This window comes from Glaciibacter kafniensis (assembly GCF_039538945.1).
GTDB lineage: Bacteria > Actinomycetota > Actinomycetes > Actinomycetales > Microbacteriaceae > Cryobacterium > Cryobacterium kafniensis.
On the sequence record NZ_BAABCN010000017.1, the window covers coordinates 272,121 to 289,762 of the forward strand.

At 64.5% G+C, this 17,642-nt stretch carries 17 protein-coding genes; 11 read left to right on the forward strand and 6 right to left on the reverse strand.

Annotated features, from left to right (window positions below; translation table 11 throughout):
- Nucleotides 1-58 precede the first annotated feature (58 nt).
- Both ABD791_RS20040 and ABD791_RS20045 read right to left on the reverse strand, forming a co-directional pair.
- Entirely contained in the window at nt 59-1,435 is a 1,377-nt protein-coding gene (locus ABD791_RS20040) for a M20/M25/M40 family metallo-hydrolase (protein ID WP_345069654.1), read from the reverse strand.
- Nucleotides 1,432-1,707 (reverse strand): metal-sensitive transcriptional regulator, encoded by a 276-nt coding sequence (locus ABD791_RS20045; RefSeq protein ID WP_345069655.1) that lies wholly within the window; start codon nt 1,705-1,707, stop codon nt 1,432-1,434. Before ABD791_RS20045 ends, ABD791_RS20040 begins: the two co-directional genes overlap by 4 nt.
- 459 nt (nt 1,708-2,166) lie before the next feature.
- On the opposite strand from ABD791_RS20045, the gene ABD791_RS20050 reads away from it, so the two are divergent.
- Entirely contained in the window at nt 2,167-2,442 is a 276-nt protein-coding gene (locus ABD791_RS20050) for a type II toxin-antitoxin system TacA family antitoxin (protein ID WP_345069656.1), read from the forward strand.
- A complete protein-coding gene (locus ABD791_RS20055; protein ID WP_345069657.1) occupies nt 2,439-2,954 on the forward strand; it encodes a GNAT family N-acetyltransferase in 516 nt (171 codons plus the stop codon). The genes ABD791_RS20050 and ABD791_RS20055 overlap by 4 nt, the downstream gene beginning before the upstream one ends.
- Nucleotides 2,955-2,987: 33 nt before the next feature.
- Here ABD791_RS20055 and ABD791_RS20060 read toward each other — a convergent pair whose 3' ends face one another.
- Nucleotides 2,988-5,114: a heavy metal translocating P-type ATPase gene (locus tag ABD791_RS20060; protein WP_425562277.1), complete on the reverse strand. Its 2,127-nt coding sequence runs from the start codon at nt 5,112-5,114 to the stop codon at nt 2,988-2,990.
- 142 nt (nt 5,115-5,256) lie between these two features.
- Between ABD791_RS20060 and ABD791_RS20065 the strand changes: the two genes are divergently transcribed.
- Together ABD791_RS20065 and ABD791_RS20070 are read left to right on the forward strand one after the other, a co-directional pair.
- The gene (locus ABD791_RS20065; RefSeq protein ID WP_345069658.1) at nt 5,257-7,152 is read left to right on the forward strand and encodes a DUF2207 family protein; all 1,896 of its coding nucleotides are present in this window, start codon (nt 5,257-5,259) and stop codon (nt 7,150-7,152) included.
- Nucleotides 7,153-7,201: 49 nt separating this feature from the next.
- Complete coding sequence (locus tag ABD791_RS20070; protein ID WP_345069659.1) at nt 7,202-7,558, forward strand: DUF6804 family protein; 357 nt, start codon at nt 7,202-7,204, stop codon at nt 7,556-7,558.
- A 70-nt stretch (nt 7,559-7,628) separates the two neighbouring features.
- Here the strand turns inward: ABD791_RS20070 and ABD791_RS20075 are convergent, their stop codons facing one another.
- On the reverse strand, nt 7,629-7,832 hold the full coding sequence (locus ABD791_RS20075) for a hypothetical protein (RefSeq protein ID WP_345069660.1): 204 nt from the start codon (nt 7,830-7,832) through the stop codon (nt 7,629-7,631).
- Here ABD791_RS20075 and ABD791_RS20080 point away from each other — a divergent pair.
- Nucleotides 7,822-10,008 (forward strand): DEAD/DEAH box helicase, encoded by a 2,187-nt coding sequence (locus tag ABD791_RS20080; RefSeq protein WP_345069661.1) that lies wholly within the window; start codon nt 7,822-7,824, stop codon nt 10,006-10,008. The two genes, ABD791_RS20075 and ABD791_RS20080, sit on opposite strands and share 11 nt — an antisense overlap.
- A gap of 120 nt (nt 10,009-10,128) precedes the next feature.
- Nucleotides 10,129-11,157, forward strand: coding sequence for a 6-phosphofructokinase (locus ABD791_RS20085; RefSeq protein ID WP_345069662.1), 1,029 nt, complete (start codon nt 10,129-10,131; stop codon nt 11,155-11,157).
- 21 nt (nt 11,158-11,178) lie between these two features.
- Here ABD791_RS20085 and ABD791_RS20090 read toward each other — a convergent pair whose 3' ends face one another.
- Nucleotides 11,179-11,433, reverse strand: coding sequence for a mycoredoxin (locus ABD791_RS20090; protein WP_345069663.1), 255 nt, complete (start codon nt 11,431-11,433; stop codon nt 11,179-11,181).
- 152 nt (nt 11,434-11,585) lie between these two features.
- Between ABD791_RS20090 and ABD791_RS20095 the strand changes: the two genes are divergently transcribed.
- Genes ABD791_RS20095 through ABD791_RS20105 form a run of 3 tightly spaced genes read left to right on the forward strand, consistent with a single transcriptional unit; the run spans nt 11,586 to nt 13,714 of the window.
- Entirely contained in the window at nt 11,586-12,167 is a 582-nt protein-coding gene (locus ABD791_RS20095; protein ID WP_345069664.1) for an 8-oxo-dGTP diphosphatase, read from the forward strand.
- A gap of 18 nt (nt 12,168-12,185) precedes the next feature.
- Nucleotides 12,186-13,385: an inorganic phosphate transporter gene (locus tag ABD791_RS20100; protein ID WP_345069665.1), complete on the forward strand. Its 1,200-nt coding sequence runs from the start codon at nt 12,186-12,188 to the stop codon at nt 13,383-13,385.
- On the forward strand, nt 13,382-13,714 hold the full coding sequence (locus ABD791_RS20105; RefSeq protein ID WP_345069666.1) for a peptidase: 333 nt from the start codon (nt 13,382-13,384) through the stop codon (nt 13,712-13,714). Before ABD791_RS20100 ends, ABD791_RS20105 begins: the two co-directional genes overlap by 4 nt.
- A 397-nt stretch (nt 13,715-14,111) precedes the next feature.
- Here the strand turns inward: ABD791_RS20105 and ABD791_RS20110 are convergent, their stop codons facing one another.
- Complete coding sequence (locus tag ABD791_RS20110) at nt 14,112-15,386, reverse strand: uracil-xanthine permease family protein (RefSeq protein ID WP_345069788.1); 1,275 nt, start codon at nt 15,384-15,386, stop codon at nt 14,112-14,114.
- 199 nt (nt 15,387-15,585) lie between these two features.
- On the opposite strand from ABD791_RS20110, the gene ABD791_RS20115 reads away from it, so the two are divergent.
- Both ABD791_RS20115 and ABD791_RS20120 read left to right on the forward strand, forming a co-directional pair.
- Nucleotides 15,586-17,016 (forward strand): NCS2 family permease, encoded by a 1,431-nt coding sequence (locus ABD791_RS20115; RefSeq protein WP_345069667.1) that lies wholly within the window; start codon nt 15,586-15,588, stop codon nt 17,014-17,016.
- 220 nt (nt 17,017-17,236) lie between these two features.
- Nucleotides 17,237-17,635: a DUF4190 domain-containing protein gene (locus ABD791_RS20120; protein WP_345069668.1), complete on the forward strand. Its 399-nt coding sequence runs from the start codon at nt 17,237-17,239 to the stop codon at nt 17,633-17,635.
- Nucleotides 17,636-17,642 lie beyond the last annotated feature (7 nt).

Below are 17,642 nucleotides of genomic sequence, written 5' to 3' on the forward strand. Positions count from 1 at the left end.
CTGAACCAGGACCCTGCCCATCCAGTCGGCTCGGCCGATCTCGACGGCTTCGCACCACCTAGCGGGCCGCGATCACCCTGCGATAAAACTCTATGCCCGCCAGAAACGTCGACACGGTGACGCGCTCGTTCACGGCATGCAGGGTTGCTCGTTCGTCGCTGCTCATCCGAAACGGACTGAACCGGTAGACAAAATCACTGACCCGGGTGAAGTGGCGGCTGTCGCTCGCTCCCAACATCACGTAGGGCGTCACGATCGTGCCGGGATAGGTGGCTTCGATGCTGTCGACAACGAGCTGCCAGGCCGCCCCGGTCGTCGGTGACACGGCTGACGGCTCGTTCGGAAGCTCTGCGTCGATCACGACCAGGGGGTCGCGGATGGCTCGGCGCACGTGTCGAAGCATGGCGGCGACGCTGGAGCCTTGGGCGATGCGCACGTTGACCACGGCCCGGGCTTGCTCCGGCAAAGCGTTCGCGGCCTGCGCACCCGAAAGCTGGGTGACGGCCGCCGTGGTGCGCACCATGGCACTCGTCTCATCGCCCAGTCGTCCGAGCAGGGCGGCAAGCGGTCGGTTGAACAGGCGGGCGCGTTCGAAGACGAAACGCAGCGGGCCGCTCGTGTGAGCGCCGAGCGTTTCAATCATCTCGAAGTTCGTCTCGGTGAGGTGGGCCGCAAAACGTCGTGCGTTCAGACGGGTGATGGCGCGGGCCAAACGCACCGTCGCAGTCATCCGTGGGGGAGTCGAGGCGTGCCCGCCCGACTGGTTCACGGTCAGTGTGACGCTCGTGATTCCCTTTTCGCTTACGCCGACCACGGCGATGGGTTTGGTCACGCCGGGAAAAATGTTCTCGACCACCGCGCCACCCTCGTCGATGACCAGCGCTGGGCGGATGCCTCGGCTCGCCAGCAGATCGACGATCGCCGACGCACCCGCTCCCGTGGTCTCTTCGTTGTGCCCGAAGCTGAGATAGATATCGTTGGCCGGTTGGAATCCGACACCGACCTGGGCTTCGACCGCTTCAAGGATGGCCACAAGGGCGCCTTTGTCGTCGAGTGTGCCGCGGCCCCAGACGGACTGGCTCGCTCCCTCGCCGACAAGGGTGGCGTCAAAGGGCGGATGCGTCCAGCCGTCAGACGTGGCCGGCACGACGTCGTAGTGGGCCATTAAAACCGTCGCGTCGCCCGCTGCGGCACCCGGCCAGCGGTAGAGCAGCGAATGCCCGGCCACGACCTCACGGCTGAGTGTCGCGTGGAGGGCCGGATAGAGCGAGGGGAGCGTCGCAACGAAACGATCGAAATCCGCCCAGACCGTCTCGGTTTCGTCGAGCCGCGACATCGTCGGGATGCGGATGAGCTCCTGAAGGCGCGATACTGCGTCGGTCGCCGAGTTACTTTCCTCCGGGTGGCTGGCCCCCACGGCCACCGAGTCGCTCACCGGTTGTTGTTGAGCTCGAAGACACGCAGAAGTTCGGCGATGGCGTCTTGACGCTCTTGGCCGCCGGCGTCGAACATGTGGCTGACGTGAGTCTGCAGATGGTTCTCAACGAGAAGCTTGTTGAGTGAGCCCAGCGACTTCTGGATGGCCAGCGACTGGGTGATGATGTCGACGCAGTAATCCTCGTTCTCGATCATCTTCTCGAGACCACGCATCTGGCCTTCCATGATGCGGGTGCGGTGCAGAGCGCGTCGCTTGATGTCTTCGATCATTGCTCAAGCGTACTGCTCAGTCCTGATACCCCTCAAGGGTATCGGCGCCGGCCGAAGCATCCACCGTGCCGCCGCTCGGCTCACGCTCAAACTGGGCGCTGAGCCCACTCAATCCAGGTCGCGCCAAATTTCTCGGTACTGGGCACTGCCGAAGCCCAGGACGAGGTATCCAAATTGATGTCCTCTGGTTAGCGCTGACGTCGGTCCAAACTGCGAAGAGACTATCGGTGCAGCACCGCAGGGGGTGGCAGGGACGGTCGTACTCGAAGGCATCACCGCTGGCCGACACCGGTTACGCCGTTGAAGTCCTGCTTCGTCGCACTCGGCATTTCCGTATCCGGGCGTTCGCCCATCGATGGTTTGGGCCAGCAGGCACCAGCGACATCTGTCCTTCACACGCGGCCCAGATCGTCTATATCTACCGTTGAACTGTACGGAAATTTACCGTACACTCATCTCATGGGAAACGTTACCAAGAGCGACCGGCTCGACTTGCGGCTCACTAAGCAACACAAGCAGGAAATTGAGCAAGCAGCAGCTTTGTCGGGGCGATCAGTCACCGATTTCTCTGTCTCGGTGCTCGTCAAGGAAGCTGCCGAGGTGATCCGTCGCGAACGTGATCTTGCGATGTCGTTGGAAGCATGGGAAGCCTTCAATAGGGTTCTCGATCGACCAGCACGGCCAGTCGAAATGCTGGCGAGCCTACTCAAGCGCCCGACCGTCTTCGACGATTGAGTCCGCTTCTTCGGCCTCGGGCTATCACCTCGAAAGACTCTTTCGTTGACTTCGATTGCGGGGAGCCATCACTCAACGAATGGCTGCGCAATCGGGCGGTTGCCAACGAGCGTGGCGGCGCATCTCGCACCTTCGTCTCAGTCGACAGGAATTCGCAGATCATCGCGGGCTACTACTGCCTCTCGGCCAGCTCGCTGCGGAGCGAAGACGCACCGGGAGCTCTCAAGCGGAACATGCCCAACCCCTTACCCGTCATTCTGATTGGCCGACTGGCAGTGGATGGTCGCTTCGCCGGTCACGGGCTCGGGGCTTCTCTCCTTCAGGATGCGGTCCTGAAAAGTGTGGAGGCGGCTCGGCTCGTTGGAGCACGCGCGCTCCTCGTCCACGCTCTCACGGAGGCGGCAGAAAACTTCTACACTAAATTCGGTTTCGTGCGGGTGCCGCATAGTGCTCGCGTCATGTATCTCCTGACTGCGGACGCCGAAGCCACCATCGCTTCAATCACGACGTAAGTCCTCGCCTCAGATCTCACTGTCAACCACGACTCAGCGCGCACTGACCTCCGGCCGCAAATCGAGGCGACGCAACAGCTGCGCGTTCAGTGCCACGACGATCGTCGAGACCGACATCAGGATCGCACCGACCGCCATCGGCAGTACGAAACCGATCGGTGCCAGAACGCCGGCCGCGAGCGGAACCGAGATCAGGTTGTACCCGGCTGCCCACCACAGGTTCTGCTTCATCTTGCGATAGGTCGCCGTCGAGAGATCGATCACGGAGAGCACCGAGCGGGGGTCATCGCTCGCGAGGATGACGCCGGCCGAGGCGATGGCCACGTCGGTTCCGGCGCCGATCGCGATGCCGACATCCGCCTGGGCCAATGCAGGGGCATCGTTCACTCCATCGCCGACCATGGCGACGGTGCGTCCCTCGCTCTGCAACTCGGCCACCTTTGCCGCTTTGTCTTCGGGTTTGACCCCGGCGAACACCCGGTCGATGCCGAGTTCGGCGGCCACAGATTCGGCGACAGCCTGCGCATCGCCCGTGATCATGACGACCTGGATGCCCCGCGCACGCAGCGCATCGACGGCGTGCCTCGACTCCTCCCGCACCTCATCGGCCAGACCGATCGCGCCGATCGGCACTCCGTCCTGCAGCACGTGCAGGATGATTGTGCCCTCCCTCGTCCAGGGTTCGCTGGCCGCGAGGGGAGTGACGCCATGACTGGTGAGTAGGTGCGGTCCACCGACGCTGACCTGGCGCCCGTCGATGGTGCCCGTCACACCGACCGCGGCCTGCGCCACGAAATCGGTGGCCTTCACAACCGTGAGACCGCGCAGGCTTGCCGCCTGCACGATCGCCTTCGCCAACGGATGCTCGCTGTCGGCTTCGACCGATGCCGCCAGTGCGAGAACCTCGTCATCGGTGTGCCCGGCCGCGACCGACAGGTGAGTCAACGCCGGCTCGCCCTTGGTCAGGGTGCCGGTCTTGTCGAACAGCACAGTGGTGACGGTGCGCATACTCTCCAGCGCGAGGCGGTCCTTGATCAGCACTCCAGCCTTCGCCGCGCGCTCCGTGGCGATCGAGACGACGAGGGGAATAGCCAGGCCCAGGGCATGCGGGCAGGCGATCACCAAGACGGTGATGGTGCGAATCACCGCGTCGTCTGGGTAGCCGAGCATCGTCCAGACGATGGCGGTGAGCACGCCGGAACCGAGGGCGAACCAGAAGAGCCAGCCGGCCGCCGTGTCGGCGATGCGTTGGGCGCGCGAGGACGAGTTCTGCGCCTCGGCCACGAGGCGAGCGATACCGGCCAGCGCCGTGTCATCGCCGACCGCGGTGATCCGCACCCGGATGGCGGTGTCGGTGGCGACGGTTCCGGCCACGACGCGCGAACCGGGGCCACGCTGCACGGGGCGCGACTCTCCGGTGATCATCGACTCGTCGACATCCGCTGTGCCCTCGATCACCTCGCCATCGGCGGGAACCCGTGCACCGGGGCGCACGATCACGACGTCGCCGAGCTCGAGTGACGTCGGCGACACGACAACAACACTGTCGCCCTCCACGCGCTCGGCCTCATCGGGCAGCAACGCAGCCAGAGATTCCAGTGCGGTGGAAGTCTGCGCCAGCGAGCGCATCTCGATCCAGTGCCCGAGCAACATGATCACGATCAGCAGCGCGAGCTCCCACCAGAAGTCGAGTTCGTGGTCGAGGATGCCGAGGCTCGCGCCCCAGGAGGCGAGGAACGCGACGGTGATCGCGAGGGCGATCAGCAGCATCATTCCCGGTTTGAGCGCCTTGAGTTCGGAGACCGCTCCGGTGAGGAATGGCTTGCCGCCCCAGACATACATGACGGTGCCGAGCACGGGGGAGATCCAGGTGAAGAAGGCAGAGTCGGGCAGCGAATAGCCGATGATCGACGCGAACATGCTGCTGAACAACACGACGGGAATCGCGAGCACGAGCATGATCCAGAACAGGCGGCGGAACTGGCCGACGTGGTCGCCGTGTCCGCCATGGCCGCCATGGTCCATCGTGCTGTGGTCTGTGGCGCCGTGATCCATGGTGCTGTGGTCTGTGGCGCCGTGATCCATCCCGCTGTGAGTGCTGTGCTCCATCGTGCTGTGGTCGATTGCGTGGTGATCGTGCGAGTTCTGTGGCTCGGTCATGCGTCAACGGTATACCCCCTAGGGGTATGCGTCAAGGGTGTGGCCTTCTCGACGACGGGAGCACCGCGTGCTCGAGATCGGCCAACGGATGCCGACAGCTCGACCTGCAAAGGCCCCGATCGAGTCTCGATAGGCTGGCCAGATGCGCCGATTGCTCCGTCTTGTTGTCACCACCTCCTGCGCTGCGCTCGCGCTCGCCGCATTCGCCGTCGCGGCTCCGGCCACCGCCGCACCCAGCCAGGCGCCGATGATCGTTGCCACCGACACGAGCGACTTCACGTTCGATTCCTGGCACTCCGACCTCCGACTCGGGCTGACCGCCGACGGGCACTCCGAGCTCCTCACCACCGAGACGATCGTCGCCCGGTTTCCCGACTTCGACCAGAATCACGGGATCCGACGCGCCATCCCCACCGACTATCGCGGGCATCCGACTGGCCTCGAAATTGAGAGCGTCACCGACGAAAACGGCGTGCCTCGCAGCTACGACACCGAGTCGACGTCCGATGATTCAGGCGATTTTCTTGAACTCACCATCGCCGCCGACGACTTCGTGCACGGTGCGAACACCTACCGAATCACCTACCGGCAGAGCAACGTGACATTTATCCCGTCGGGTTCGAACGACGATCAGTTTTTCTGGGAGGTGAACGGCACCGGTTGGGACCAACCGTTCGGCGACGTGTCGGCAACCCTGCTCATTGATCCGGCGATCGCGGGAAAACTCACCGGCCAAGTGCGGTGCCTGCAGGGCGCTGCCGACTCGGGTTCAGACTGCGCCAGCCTGACCAGCGAAGCGGATGGCGATGGCTGGCGCATCGAGGCGGCGACCGGTCCGCTGGCCGCACACCAGGGTCTCGCGCTGGTGGTCGGTTTCGAGCCAGCGACCTTCGTGCCCCGTGACGACTCCTTTCTGGCCAGCCCCGCTCCGAGCATCGGGCTTGCCGGTGCTCTGATCGCGCTCGCCGGTCTCGCCCTGGGCTGGATCGGTCGTGCTGGTCCCTGGCGCAACGCGCGAGGGCGGCCGACGATCATCGCGGAGTACCTGCCGCCGAAGGGCGTCAGCCTCCTGAGCTCCGCCAACGTCAGCGCAACTGCGACCAAGCTCATCCCTGCGCTGATCTTGAGCTTCGCCGTGCGCGGCAATCTGCGGGTACTCGCCGAGAACGGCAAGAAAAAATACACTCTCGAGTTGGTGCACGCCGACGGCCTCGAACCGTCAGAGCATGCCATCCTCGCCGACCTGTTCCCCGGCCTGCAGCCCGGCACACTGCGCAAGCTCGCGAAGAAAGACGCCAAGCTCGCCGCCGCGCTGCAGAAGAAACTGGCCGCCGTGCCTCAGCGGGCCGTCGCCGACGGGTTGCGCCTGAAAATCGGTGGGCCTCTGCGCCGCTGGGCGATCATCCTCGGCATCGTCGCCCTGCCGCTGAGCTTCTTCGGCAGCGTCATCGCGCTTTCCGATCAGATCGGCGGTGTCTGGCCGGTGCTCACCCTGATCGTCGGGATCGTGGCCGCCATCGGTGCGCTGGTGCTGGCATCCGTCGTGCGCCCCTTGACCGCTGCCGGTGCAGAACTCCGCGACTACCTGGCCGGGTTGAGGCTCTACATCAAGCTGGCCGAGGCCGACCGAATGCGCGTGCTGCAGAGTCCACAAGGCGCGCTGCGTTCGCCGTATCGGCCCGATGCCGCAACCGAGGCGACTTTCGATCCGTCGGCCGATCCGTCAGTCGATCCGGCGCAGCAGCTTGAAGTGCTCAGGCTGTCGGAGCGGCTGCTGCCCTACGCCGCGCTGTTCGGCCTCGAGAAGGAATGGTCGGCGGTGCTCGGCGATTATTACGCCAGAAGCGGCGCCGAGCCCGACTGGTACCTCGGTTCCAGCGCGTTCAACGCGGCCTATTTCGGTGCGGCGATCGCGTCGTTCTCTGCGTCGACCGCCACGTCGTGGGCGGGCACCGCGTCGAGCTCAGGGGGCTCAGGGTTCAGCGGCGGCGCCTCGGTCGGCGGCGGTGGGGGAGGCGGCGGTGGCGGTGGGGTGTAACCGCTCCGGCGCGGTCATCCCGCACGCTCTCGCTCGATAGTCTTGAGGGATGCGCGCAGACCGACGTCCCCTGGGAACACCCGCCGAACCGACGTTTTCCCGATCGGCGCTCGCCCCTGGCCTGCTCGGCGCGATTGCGCTGCTTGCCGGCCTGGCTCTGCTCGACTCCGATGGCTTCATCATCATCCGCTACATCGTGAGCATCCTCGCGATCATCATCTGCGTGTTCGTGATCCAGGCCAAGTCGTGGTGGTGGCTGATCGGGCTCGTGCCCATCGCCATCCTCTGGAATCCGGTCTTCGTGATCGAGCTTCATGGGCAGGGCTGGGTCTCAGCCCAGTTCATCGCCGCGATCGTCTTCATCCTCGTCGGTGTCAGAACCAAGGTTCCTGCGCGCCACGAGTAATCTGCGGGCGTACACTGGGTCTTGCGCCTGAGAACCCGGTCACCGTCTCGACCGTGCGATTGCAGGTCAGTCACGCTGACACAGCAGAACTGACAAGCACGACCTGACCAGCAACCAACGCGATGCTCGATTCAGGGTTCGGCGTCTCGAACGAGCCGACATCGCGGATGTCGACGCCTTTGAGATCGGTTTCTTGTGGAGCCTGTCGGAAGCCGCGCCACTCGGGTGCAGCGTCCGAACCGGCATCCGTGAAGTGGAGAAGAATGCCATACACCCGCCAGCAGTCGTCAGGCTCTAGCAGCCGCGGACCCCGCGCCGACAGCAGCCGCAGTCGGCAGCGTGCGCGCTCCCGAGACGACGACGCGCCCATCATCCCGATCCTCGCCCGCAAGGTGCGCGAGGTCGAGGCGAAGGCGCAAACCGGCGGAAAGCTTGGCCCGACGAACCGCATTAAGTACCAGGTCATCGCACTGCTGATGCGCGAAGAACGCGCCAGAGTCAAAGCAGACCAGGAGACGACGGATGCGAACCGCGCCGAGTTGCTCAAGCGCCTCGACGGCATCGCTCAGATTCTCGCGAAGACCGCCGCACGCGACACCAGCCTGATCACCCTGCTCGAGCCCGACGCGTCGGTGTCGACCGTCGCCCAGCGATTCCGTCGCGATTGGCTGCTGGAGTCCGGCGCCGAGCTCAGCCCAGACGAGCTCATCATCACGCGCGAGCCGGAGGCCAAGCCCGAACTGCCAGAGAACCAGGTCATCCCGCAATCGGTGAAGGCCCGTCAGCTGGCCAACCCGTTCCTGGCCCCTGACTTCAGCGCCGCGCAGGCCAAGCCCGTCGTTTCCGCACGCCGCCTGGCCAACTGGGAACTCCTCGGCCCGCTGTTCAAATCGTTCGAATACGGCTCCGGCGGCCAGGCCGCCACGATGAGCCTCCCCGAAGCTCCCACCCTCGACCGGCTTTCTCCTCCTGGCATGGAGCTGATGCGACACCAGGCCCGCTTCATCGAAAGCGCGCGCCTCGGGCACCGGAGCTACCTGTTGGCCGACGAGCCGGGCCTCGGCAAGACGGCACAGAGCTTGCTCGCCGCATCCGTCGCCAACGCCTACCCGCTGCTGGCCATCGTGCCGAACGTCGTCAAGATGAACTGGGCACGCGAGGTTGAGCTGTGGACGCCGAACCGTCGCGCCACCGTCATTCACGGTGACGGCGACACCCTCGACGCCTTCGCCGACGTGGTCGTCGTGAACTATGACGTGCTCGACCGTCACCTGGCCTGGCTGGGAACCCTCGGGTTCAAGGGCATGGTCGTCGACGAGGCGCACTTCATCAAAAACCAGCAGTCGCAGCGGTCCAAGCATGTGCTTTCTCTCGCCGACCAGATTCGGCGTCGCACGCCCGGCGGAAACCCGCTGCTGATGGCCCTCACCGGCACCCCGCTGATCAACGATGTCGATGACTTCCGTGCGATCTGGCAGTTCCTCGGCTGGATCGACGGCGACAAGCCGGCACCCGCCCTGATGGCGAAGCTCGAGGCGACCGGTTTGACCCCGGCGGATGTCGGCTTCTACGCCGAGGCGCGTGCTGCCGTGATTGACATGGGTATCGTGCGCCGTCGCAAGGTCGACGTCGCCGCCGATCTGCCGGCCAAGCGCATTGCCGACCTGCCGGTCGAGCTCGACGACGACCTGGGCCGTTCGATCAGACAGGCGGAGCGCGAGCTCGGCGCCCGACTGGTCACGCGCTACAACGCCCTGGTGACCGCCCGCAGCACCGGCAAGAAGAAGCTCGTGCCAGACGCCGAGCAGCGTGAGCAGTTCATCCGCGCGGTCGCCCATGCCGAACTCGAAGAGTCGAAGGGCGCCACGACCGGCGAGAACGTCTTCACGATGGTGCGCAAGATCGGTCAGGCGAAGGCCGGGCTGGCCGCAGACTACGCCGCCCAGCTCGCGCGCTCGGTGGGCAAGGTCGTCTTCTTCGCCAAGCACATCGACGTGATGGATGCTGCAGAAGACACCTTCGCCAAGCGGGGCCTGCGCACGGTATCGCTCCGTGGCGACCAGACTGCACTGGCCCGCCAGGCCGCCATCGACGCCTTCAACAACGACCCGGAGGTTGCTGTCGCGGTCTGCTCGCTCAGCGCAGCCGGCGTCGGCGTCAACCTGCAGGCATCCTCGAACGTCGTACTGGCCGAACTCAGCTGGACCGCCGCCGAACAGACTCAGGCGATCGACCGGGTGCACCGGATCGGCCAGGACGAGCCGGTGACCGCCTGGCGGATCATCGCGGCGCACACCATCGACGCCCGCATTGCCGATCTCATCGGCAGCAAGCAGGGTCTCGCGGCCCGTGCGCTCGACGGCTCAGAAGAAGCAGACACGTCGTCTGACTCGATCCAGGCCAGCGCCCTGATCTACCTGCTCACGCAGGCGCTCGACGGAACGTTGTAGCCACCCGAGCCCGGTCGAGCCCCCGTGCGATTTGATCGCGGGGGGCTCGGCACCCCATGATGTGTAGACGGTAATGGCGCCGTTTCTGATCTCGTCCTGTTGCATGAAAGAGCGGCCACTATGAAAATCGGTATCCTCACCAGCGGTGGAGACTGCCCCGGCTTGAACGCTGTTATTCGCGGCGCCGTCTTGAAGGGCGTGCGCATTCACGACGACGAGTTCGTCGGAATCCGCAACGGCTGGCGCGGCCTCGTCGACGGCGACTTTATGGCCCTCGACCGTCACAGTGTGCGCGGCCTGTCGAAGCAGGGCGGCACCATTCTGGGCAGCTCCCGCACCAACCCGTTTGAGGGCGAGCACGGCGGGCCCGAAAACATTCAGAAGCGTCTCGACGCTCAGGGCATCGACGCGATCATCGCGATCGGCGGCGAAGGAACCCTCGCCGCCGCGCAGCGTCTGACGGATGCCGGCATCAAGATCGTCGGCGTGCCGAAGACCATCGACAACGACCTCGCTGCCACCGACTACTCATTCGGATTCGACACGGCCGTCGAGATCGCGACCGAGGCCATCGACCGGCTCCGCACCACCGCGGAATCGCACGGTCGGTGCATGGTCATCGAGGTCATGGGTCGCCACGTGGGCTGGATCGCGCTGCACTCCGGCATGGCCGGTGGCGCTCACGCCATCCTGATTCCCGAGCAGCCGCAGACGATCGAGCAGATCTGCGAATGGGTCGAGCACGTGCGCGACCGCGGTCGTGCGCCGGTCATCGTCGTTTCGGAGGGCTTCTTGCTCGCCGGAATGGAAGAGGCCCACTCGCACAAGGGTCTCGACGCGTTCAACCGCCCGCGTCTCGGCGGCATCGGCGAACTGATCGCCCCCATGATCGAGGAGCGCACCGGCATCGAATCCCGCGCGACAGTGCTCGGTCACACCCAGCGTGGCGGCGCTCCGTCGGCCTATGACCGGGTGCTCGCGACCCGCCTCGGCATGGCGGCGATCGACGCGATCCAGGCCGAGCAGTGGGGCTCGATGGTCTCGCTGAAGGGCACCGAGATCGAGATCGTCAGCATCAAGGAAGCCACCGGCGGCCTGAAGACGGTTCCGCAGGATCGCTATGACGAGGCTGCAGTTCTCTTCGGATAACCGAAATCGCGACGCGCGGGTTTAGGCGAGTTTGGCCTGAACCTGCGCGAGCGACGGATTCGTCGCCGCCGAACCATCGGGAAAGAGCACCGTCGGCACCGTGCGGTTACCGCTGTTCAGGCTCATCACGAGTTCGGCGGTGCCGTCGACCTCTTCGATGTTGACCTCGCTGTAGCCGATGCCGACCTTGTCGAGCTGGGTCTTCAAGCGACTGCAATAGCCGCACCAGGTCGTGGTGAACATGGTGATGGTTCCTGATTCGGGCACAAAGTCCATGTGCAGAGCCTAACCGAGTGCGAATGGCAGCTTTCTGTACGCGGGTGTGGCGCCCCGTTTGCGCCCTGCCTGCGCCGTGCCTACGCCCTTCCTGTGGCACGCACACTGCTTGCAGCCAGGTTCACCTGGCAGTCGCCCGCTACGCTGAATGCATGACGTTGCCTCAGGTTTGCGTGAGCTACATTCTGCGCCGAACCGACGACGGACGCACCCAGGTCATGCTGGGACGTAAGAAGAAGGGCCTCGGGCTCGGAAACTTTGTCGGCCTCGGCGGCAAGCTCGAACCGGGGGAGACCCCGGTGGATGCCGCGGTGCGAGAGATTCACGAGGAATCAGGTCTCAGCGTGCGTGCGTCAGATCTCGTGCCGATGGGCCGACTGCGCTACTGGTTTCCGCACCGTCCCGCGTGGAGTCAGGAATCGAGCGTTTTCGTCTGCTCGATCTGGTCGGGAACTCCGAAGGAATCCGACGAGTTGAACCCGGAGTGGTTTGATCAGGGCGCGCTTCCGCTCGCAGAAATGTGGGACGACGCGAAGCAGTGGCTCCCTGGAGTCCTTGCGGGAAAACCGATATTTGCCGATTTCACGTTCGGAGCGGACCTGGCAACTGTCGTAGAACACTCCGCTCAAGTTGACCAGCCTGGCCGTGAGTGTCAGGATCATACGGGTCCGATTCGCGGCTCCCGTATTACGTCTGAATCTCCGGCTCTCGTAGTCGATCACAACGGTTCATAAACGCAGAGAAAGACGCCGGTGGACTTCACCCTCATCGTCGTGCTGGTCATCGTACTGGCACTTGTATTTGACTTCACCAACGGATTTCATGACACCGCGAATGCGATGGCAACGCCCATCGCCACCGGCGCCATGCGACCGAAGGTTGCAGTTACCGTCGCAGCAATCCTCAACCTGGTTGGTGCTTTCCTCTCGACAGCGGTCGCAACGACCATCTCGAACGGGCTGATCAACGAGGGCGAGGGCGGGGTCAGTATCACCCCGGAGCTCATCTTCGCGGGTCTGATCGGCGCGATTGTCTGGAACCTGATCACCTGGCTGCGTGGCCTGCCGTCAAGCTCCAGCCACGCCTTGTTCGGTGGACTGATCGGCGCGGCAATCATCGGTGTCGGAATCGGGGCGGTGAACTTCGATGTCGTCGTGACCAAGGTCATCCTGCCGGCGCTGATCGCACCGGTCATCGCCGGTCTCGCCGCCTTCGCTGCCACGAAGATCGCCTACGCGGTCACCCGGCGTGACATCGGCAAGCCAGACGGTCGCGGCGGCTTCCGCTACGCGCAGATCTTCTCGTCGTCGCTCGTCGCCCTGGCGCACGGCACCAACGATGCGCAGAAGACGATGGGTGTGATCACTCTCACCCTGATCGCCGGTGGTTTCCAGGCTGTGGGTTCGCCCGTTCAGTTCTGGGTCATCGCCTCCTGTGCGCTCGCGATCGCGATCGGAACGTACTCGGGCGGATGGCGCATCATCCGCACGATGGGAAGCGGCCTGACCGAGGTCAAGCCGGCCCAGGGCTTCGCTGCGGAGACCAGCACGGCCGCCGCGATTCTCGCGTCAAGCCACCTCGGATTCGCCCTCTCGACCACGCAGGTCGCCTCCGGATCGGTGATCGGCTCCGGCCTCGGCCGTCGCGGTTCGACCGTGCGCTGGGGAATGGCCGGCAAGATCGCTCTCGGCTGGGTGCTCACTCTTCCGGCATCAGCCATCATGGGCGCGTTCGCCGCGGGTCTGGCCTCATTCGGCACGATCGGAATCATTCTCGACGCCGTGCTCGGCACCATCGTGATCGTGGGAATCTTCCTCTGGTCGCGCAAGGAGCGGGTCTCACACAACAATGCGGTGAACGTCAACGACATCGATGACGCCGGCCGGGTTGTGAAGATCAGGAAAACGCCCCGCAAGCCGTCGCGCAGCGACCGGAAGAAGGTTGCATCATGAACGAGGTGATCGCCTTCCTCCTGGTGGCAGTAGTCACGTTGGTTTCCGCCTGCGTGATCGTGTTCTTCTTCTCGCTCGGTCTGCGATTGCTCACGACGGCCGGTCGCATTCCCATGGTGGAGCCGGCTGAATTCACCGGTGCCATCACGATTCTCTCCCCGGCTCGTGCCGCGAAGGAGGCCAAGCGTGCGCGCAAGGCGAGGGCGGCCAACCCGCTCAGCGACATGCAGAAGCGCCTCGCCTCGTTGGGCGCGTACCTCTGCTTCGCGGTCTGCGGTGCCGCGGTGCTCTACGGCATCTACTTGATCGTGCCGGCCCTGCACGGCTAGGTTGCTCGACGCATACGGCCCGCACGCCCCTGAACAGGGTGTGCGGGCCGTTGTCGTCTATCGGCGCGGCCGTCTCGTTGATCTATGAGGCATGTGGGCCATTTCGTTGATCGAGGAGCGCGCGAGCGTGCGAGCACGCGTCTCGAGATCTCGCGAGCCAATCCTTGAACTCGGGTTGAGTTCGAACATCGGCTCGCGAGGTCTCGACCCGATCGCGGGCGGCCTCCTCGATCAACCAAATGGCGTCGCGCTGGTCGAGTGCCGCCGCGCGGGTTGGCGCCAACCGGCGTAATGGCACCCGACCCGCGTGACGCGGACGTGGGCATCCGCTGCAGAACGCACAACGGCCCGCCCACCTGCGAAGGGTGAGCGGGCCGATTGCGATGCGCGAGAGACGCTATAGCGTTCCGCGCAGGCGGCCGACCCAATTCATCAGGTGGTAGATCACGATGGCCGCGATCGTGCCGAGTGCGATGCCGTTGAAGGTCAGCGTTCCGATGTTGAACGTGAAGTTCGCGATACCGATGATCAATGCCGTTGCAGCGGTGAACTGGTTCACCGGGCGCGAGAAATCGACTTTGTTGTCGAGCCAGATCTTCACACCGATGATGCCGATCAGGCCGTACAGGGCGGTCGTGACGCCGCCGAGCACTCCCGGCGGAATCGTGTTGATGACCGCGCCGACCTTGGGCGAGAGGCCCAGGGCGATTGCGACGATACCGGCCACCCAGTAGGCAGCCGTCGAGTAGATGCGCGTGGCCGCCATCACGCCGATGTTCTCGCCGTAGGTCGTCGTGGCCGAACCTCCGCCGAAACCGGCGAGCACTGTGGCCAGGCCGTCGGCCATCAGAGCGCGTCCGGTCTGCTTGTTGACGCTCGGGTCGGTCATCTGGGCGACGCCCTTGATGTGACCGACGTTCTCGGCAATCAGCACGAGCACAACGGGAAGGAACGCCGGGAGAACACCGAGAACTGCGGGGTTCACAAACGGGTTGTCTGGTGAATTGAACTCGGGGAATCCGAACCACGCGGCATCCGCGATGCTGCTGAAGTCGACTTCGCCGAACATCACTGCGGCAATGTAGCCGACGATCACGCCGAGGAAGATCGATAGTCGACCCAGGATGCCGCGGAAAATGACGGTGCACAGGATGACGGCGAGAAGCGTGATCAGCGCGGTGAGCGGCGCCTTGTCGAAGTTGTCCTTGGCCGCGGGAGCCAGGTTGAACCCGATCAGGGCCACGATCGCGCCGGCGACGACGGGAGGCATCAGCGCGTCGATCCAGCCGGTGCCGGTGAGTTGCACGATCACACCGACGATGGCCAGCAGTGCGCCGACGACGACGATGCCGAACAGGGCGCTTCCCATGCCGGCCGTCGCGGTGGCCGCGGTGATCGGCGCGATGAACGCGAATGAGGAGCCCAGGTAGCTGGGCAGCTTGTTGCGCGTGATCAGCAGAAAGAGCAGGGTGCCGATACCGGAGAACAGCAGCGTCGTCGACGGGGGGAAGTCGGTGAGAATCGGCACGAGAAAGGTGGCGCCGAACATCGCGACGACGTGCTGAGCGCCGATTCCGATGGTGCGCGGCCAGGTCATTCTTTCGTCGGGTGCGACAACATCCGATACTCCGACAGTCTTACCGTCGCCGTGCAGTTTCCAGGGCAGCGCCATAGTTCCTCGTTCCAATTCGATTTAGATCCTTGCCGATCGTAGTAGCCGCGAGAGCGGGCGCCGTGCCGCGCATACACCTTGGCGAGTGAGACGCGCCAGAGCCTTTAGACTTATTCCCTGAGAATCCGCCGAACTGGCCCAGGAGAAAATCATTTCCAGTACACAAACCCCAACGTCCCCGGCAGCGCCGAAATCGGGCATGAAGGCCCGGATCGACAACTACTTCGAGATCAGCTCACGCGGGTCAACCTGGGGCAAGGAGGTGCGCGGCGGTCTGGTGACCTTCGTCACCATGGCCTACATCGTTATCCTCAACCCGTTGATCCTCGGTGGCTTCAGCGCCGACCAGGCGCCGCTCGACGTCAACGGCGACTGGTTGCCGAACGCTCAGGTCGCGGCTGTCACCGCCCTGACCGCCGGCGTCATGACCATCCTCTTCGGTCTCGTCGCTCGTCTGCCGTTCGGCTTTGCGGCCGGGCTCGGCATCAACTCCTTCCTGGCCGTCAGCGTCGTCGGGCAGGTCACCTGGCCCGAAGCCATGGGCCTCGTCATCATCAACGGTCTGATCATCGTTCTGCTGGCCTCGACCGGGCTCCGCTCGCTGATCTTCAACGCCGTACCCCAGCAGTTGAAGATTGCCATCACCGTCGGTATCGGCATGTTCATCGCCTTCATCGGACTGGTCAACTCCGGGTTCGTGCGCTCCAGCGGAGTTGCATCGCCCCCGGTGCAGCTCGGTGACCACGGTTCGGTCGCCACGCTTCCGACAGCCACCTTCGTGATCGGGCTCATCATCATCGGCGTGCTGATCGCTCGCAAGGTGAAGGCCGCTCTGCTGGTCGGCATCGTCGCAACGACGATCATCGCGATTATCCTCGAAGCCATCTTCAAGGTCGGGCCGTCGCTGGGAACCAACCCGGCAGGCTGGAACCTCAACGCTCCCGTTCTGCCGACGAGCATCGTCTCGGTGCCTGACCTCAGCCTGGTCGGCCAGTTCAGCTTCGGTGCGTTCGAACGAATCGGCGTGCTCGCGGCCGTCATGCTCATCTTCACCCTGGTCTTCACGAACTTCTTCGACGCCATGGGCACCATGACCGGTCTCGCCAACGAGTCAGGGCTCGCCGACAAGAAGGGCAATTTCCCTCGCCTGAAGTCGGCGCTGATCGTGGAAGGCATCGGCGCTGTCGCCGGTGGCGCGGCATCCGCTTCGTCGAACACCGTCTTCGTGGAGTCCGGAGCCGGCATCGGCGAAGGTGCTCGCACCGGGTTTGCGAACATCGTCACCGGATTGCTGTTTCTCGCTGCGATGTTCTTCACGCCGCTCACCCAGATCGTTCCGCTCGAAGTGGCCAGCGCGGCACTGGTCATCGTCGGTGCGTTGATGGTGTCGCAGATTCGCTTCATCGACTTCAGCGAGTTCTCAATCGTGCTGCCGGTGTTCCTCACGATCACCGTGATGCCGCTCACCTACTCGATCGCGAACGGCATCGGGGCCGGCTTCATCAGCTACGTGCTCGTGCGCTCGCTCTCGGGCAAGGCCAAGGAGATCAGCCCGCTGCTCTGGGTGGTCGCCGTCGGCTTCCTGATCTACTTCGTGCGTGGTCCGATCGAGGCGACGCTCGGCTTCTAGCCGTCACGTTTCTCAGCGCGTGCGCTCAGATCGTCGGCTCTGCCCAGGGCAGGCGACAATTTGAGCGCACGCGCGAGTCGTTAAGGCGGATGCGGGGGAGAAGCCGACCACGGATCCGGGGGCTAGCCCCATGCCGGGGTCGCACACGCATCCGTAATGTTGTGAGCACGTTGCACTCGCAGCTCCCTCAACGATTCAGACGATTCAGGAGAACACTCTCATGTCACCCACAGCCGCCTACCCCGCTCCCGCGCAGGCACCCGCACCGGAATCCGGGCAGGGATATGCACCGGAGTCAGGTCAGGCTCCGGGGCAGACTCCGGGCCCGGCCTGGAGCCAGACTCCCCGCCCCGCTGCCGCGCCCCTGACAGAGGGACGCGCACTCGGCCTCTCGAGCCTCGTGCTCGGCCTCGTGTCGATCTTCGCCGGCTGGACCTTCTTCGCCCCCGTCGCCGGGTTGGTCACCGGAATCATGGCGCTCAGCCGGGAGCCGGCCAACCGCACAATGGCCATCTGGGGCATTGTGCTGAACTCCGTGATGATCGCAGGGTGGGTGCTGATCGGATTGCTGATTGTCGGGCTCGGTCTGGCTCTCGCACCGTTTGCGTTCGTCTTGTAACACTCGA

Coding starts and splice junctions, on each gene's coding strand:
- ABD791_RS20045 (WP_345069655.1), bottom strand. CDS start 1,707: ATGATCGAAGACATCAAGCGACGCGCTCTGCACCGCACCCGCATCATG.
- ABD791_RS20050 (WP_345069656.1), top strand. CDS start 2,167: ATGGGAAACGTTACCAAGAGCGACCGGCTCGACTTGCGGCTCACTAAG.
- ABD791_RS20060 (WP_425562277.1), bottom strand. CDS start 5,114: ATGACCGAGCCACAGAACTCGCACGATCACCACGCAATCGACCACAGC.
- ABD791_RS20065 (WP_345069658.1), top strand. CDS start 5,257: ATGCGCCGATTGCTCCGTCTTGTTGTCACCACCTCCTGCGCTGCGCTC.
- ABD791_RS20070 (WP_345069659.1), top strand. CDS start 7,202: ATGCGCGCAGACCGACGTCCCCTGGGAACACCCGCCGAACCGACGTTT.
- ABD791_RS20080 (WP_345069661.1), top strand. CDS start 7,822: ATGCCATACACCCGCCAGCAGTCGTCAGGCTCTAGCAGCCGCGGACCC.
- ABD791_RS20085 (WP_345069662.1), top strand. CDS start 10,129: ATGAAAATCGGTATCCTCACCAGCGGTGGAGACTGCCCCGGCTTGAAC.
- ABD791_RS20090 (WP_345069663.1), bottom strand. CDS start 11,433: ATGGACTTTGTGCCCGAATCAGGAACCATCACCATGTTCACCACGACC.
- ABD791_RS20095 (WP_345069664.1), top strand. CDS start 11,586: ATGACGTTGCCTCAGGTTTGCGTGAGCTACATTCTGCGCCGAACCGAC.
- ABD791_RS20105 (WP_345069666.1), top strand. CDS start 13,382: ATGAACGAGGTGATCGCCTTCCTCCTGGTGGCAGTAGTCACGTTGGTT.
- ABD791_RS20110 (WP_345069788.1), bottom strand. CDS start 15,386: ATGGCGCTGCCCTGGAAACTGCACGGCGACGGTAAGACTGTCGGAGTA.
- ABD791_RS20115 (WP_345069667.1), top strand. CDS start 15,586: ATGAAGGCCCGGATCGACAACTACTTCGAGATCAGCTCACGCGGGTCA.
- ABD791_RS20120 (WP_345069668.1), top strand. CDS start 17,237: ATGTCACCCACAGCCGCCTACCCCGCTCCCGCGCAGGCACCCGCACCG.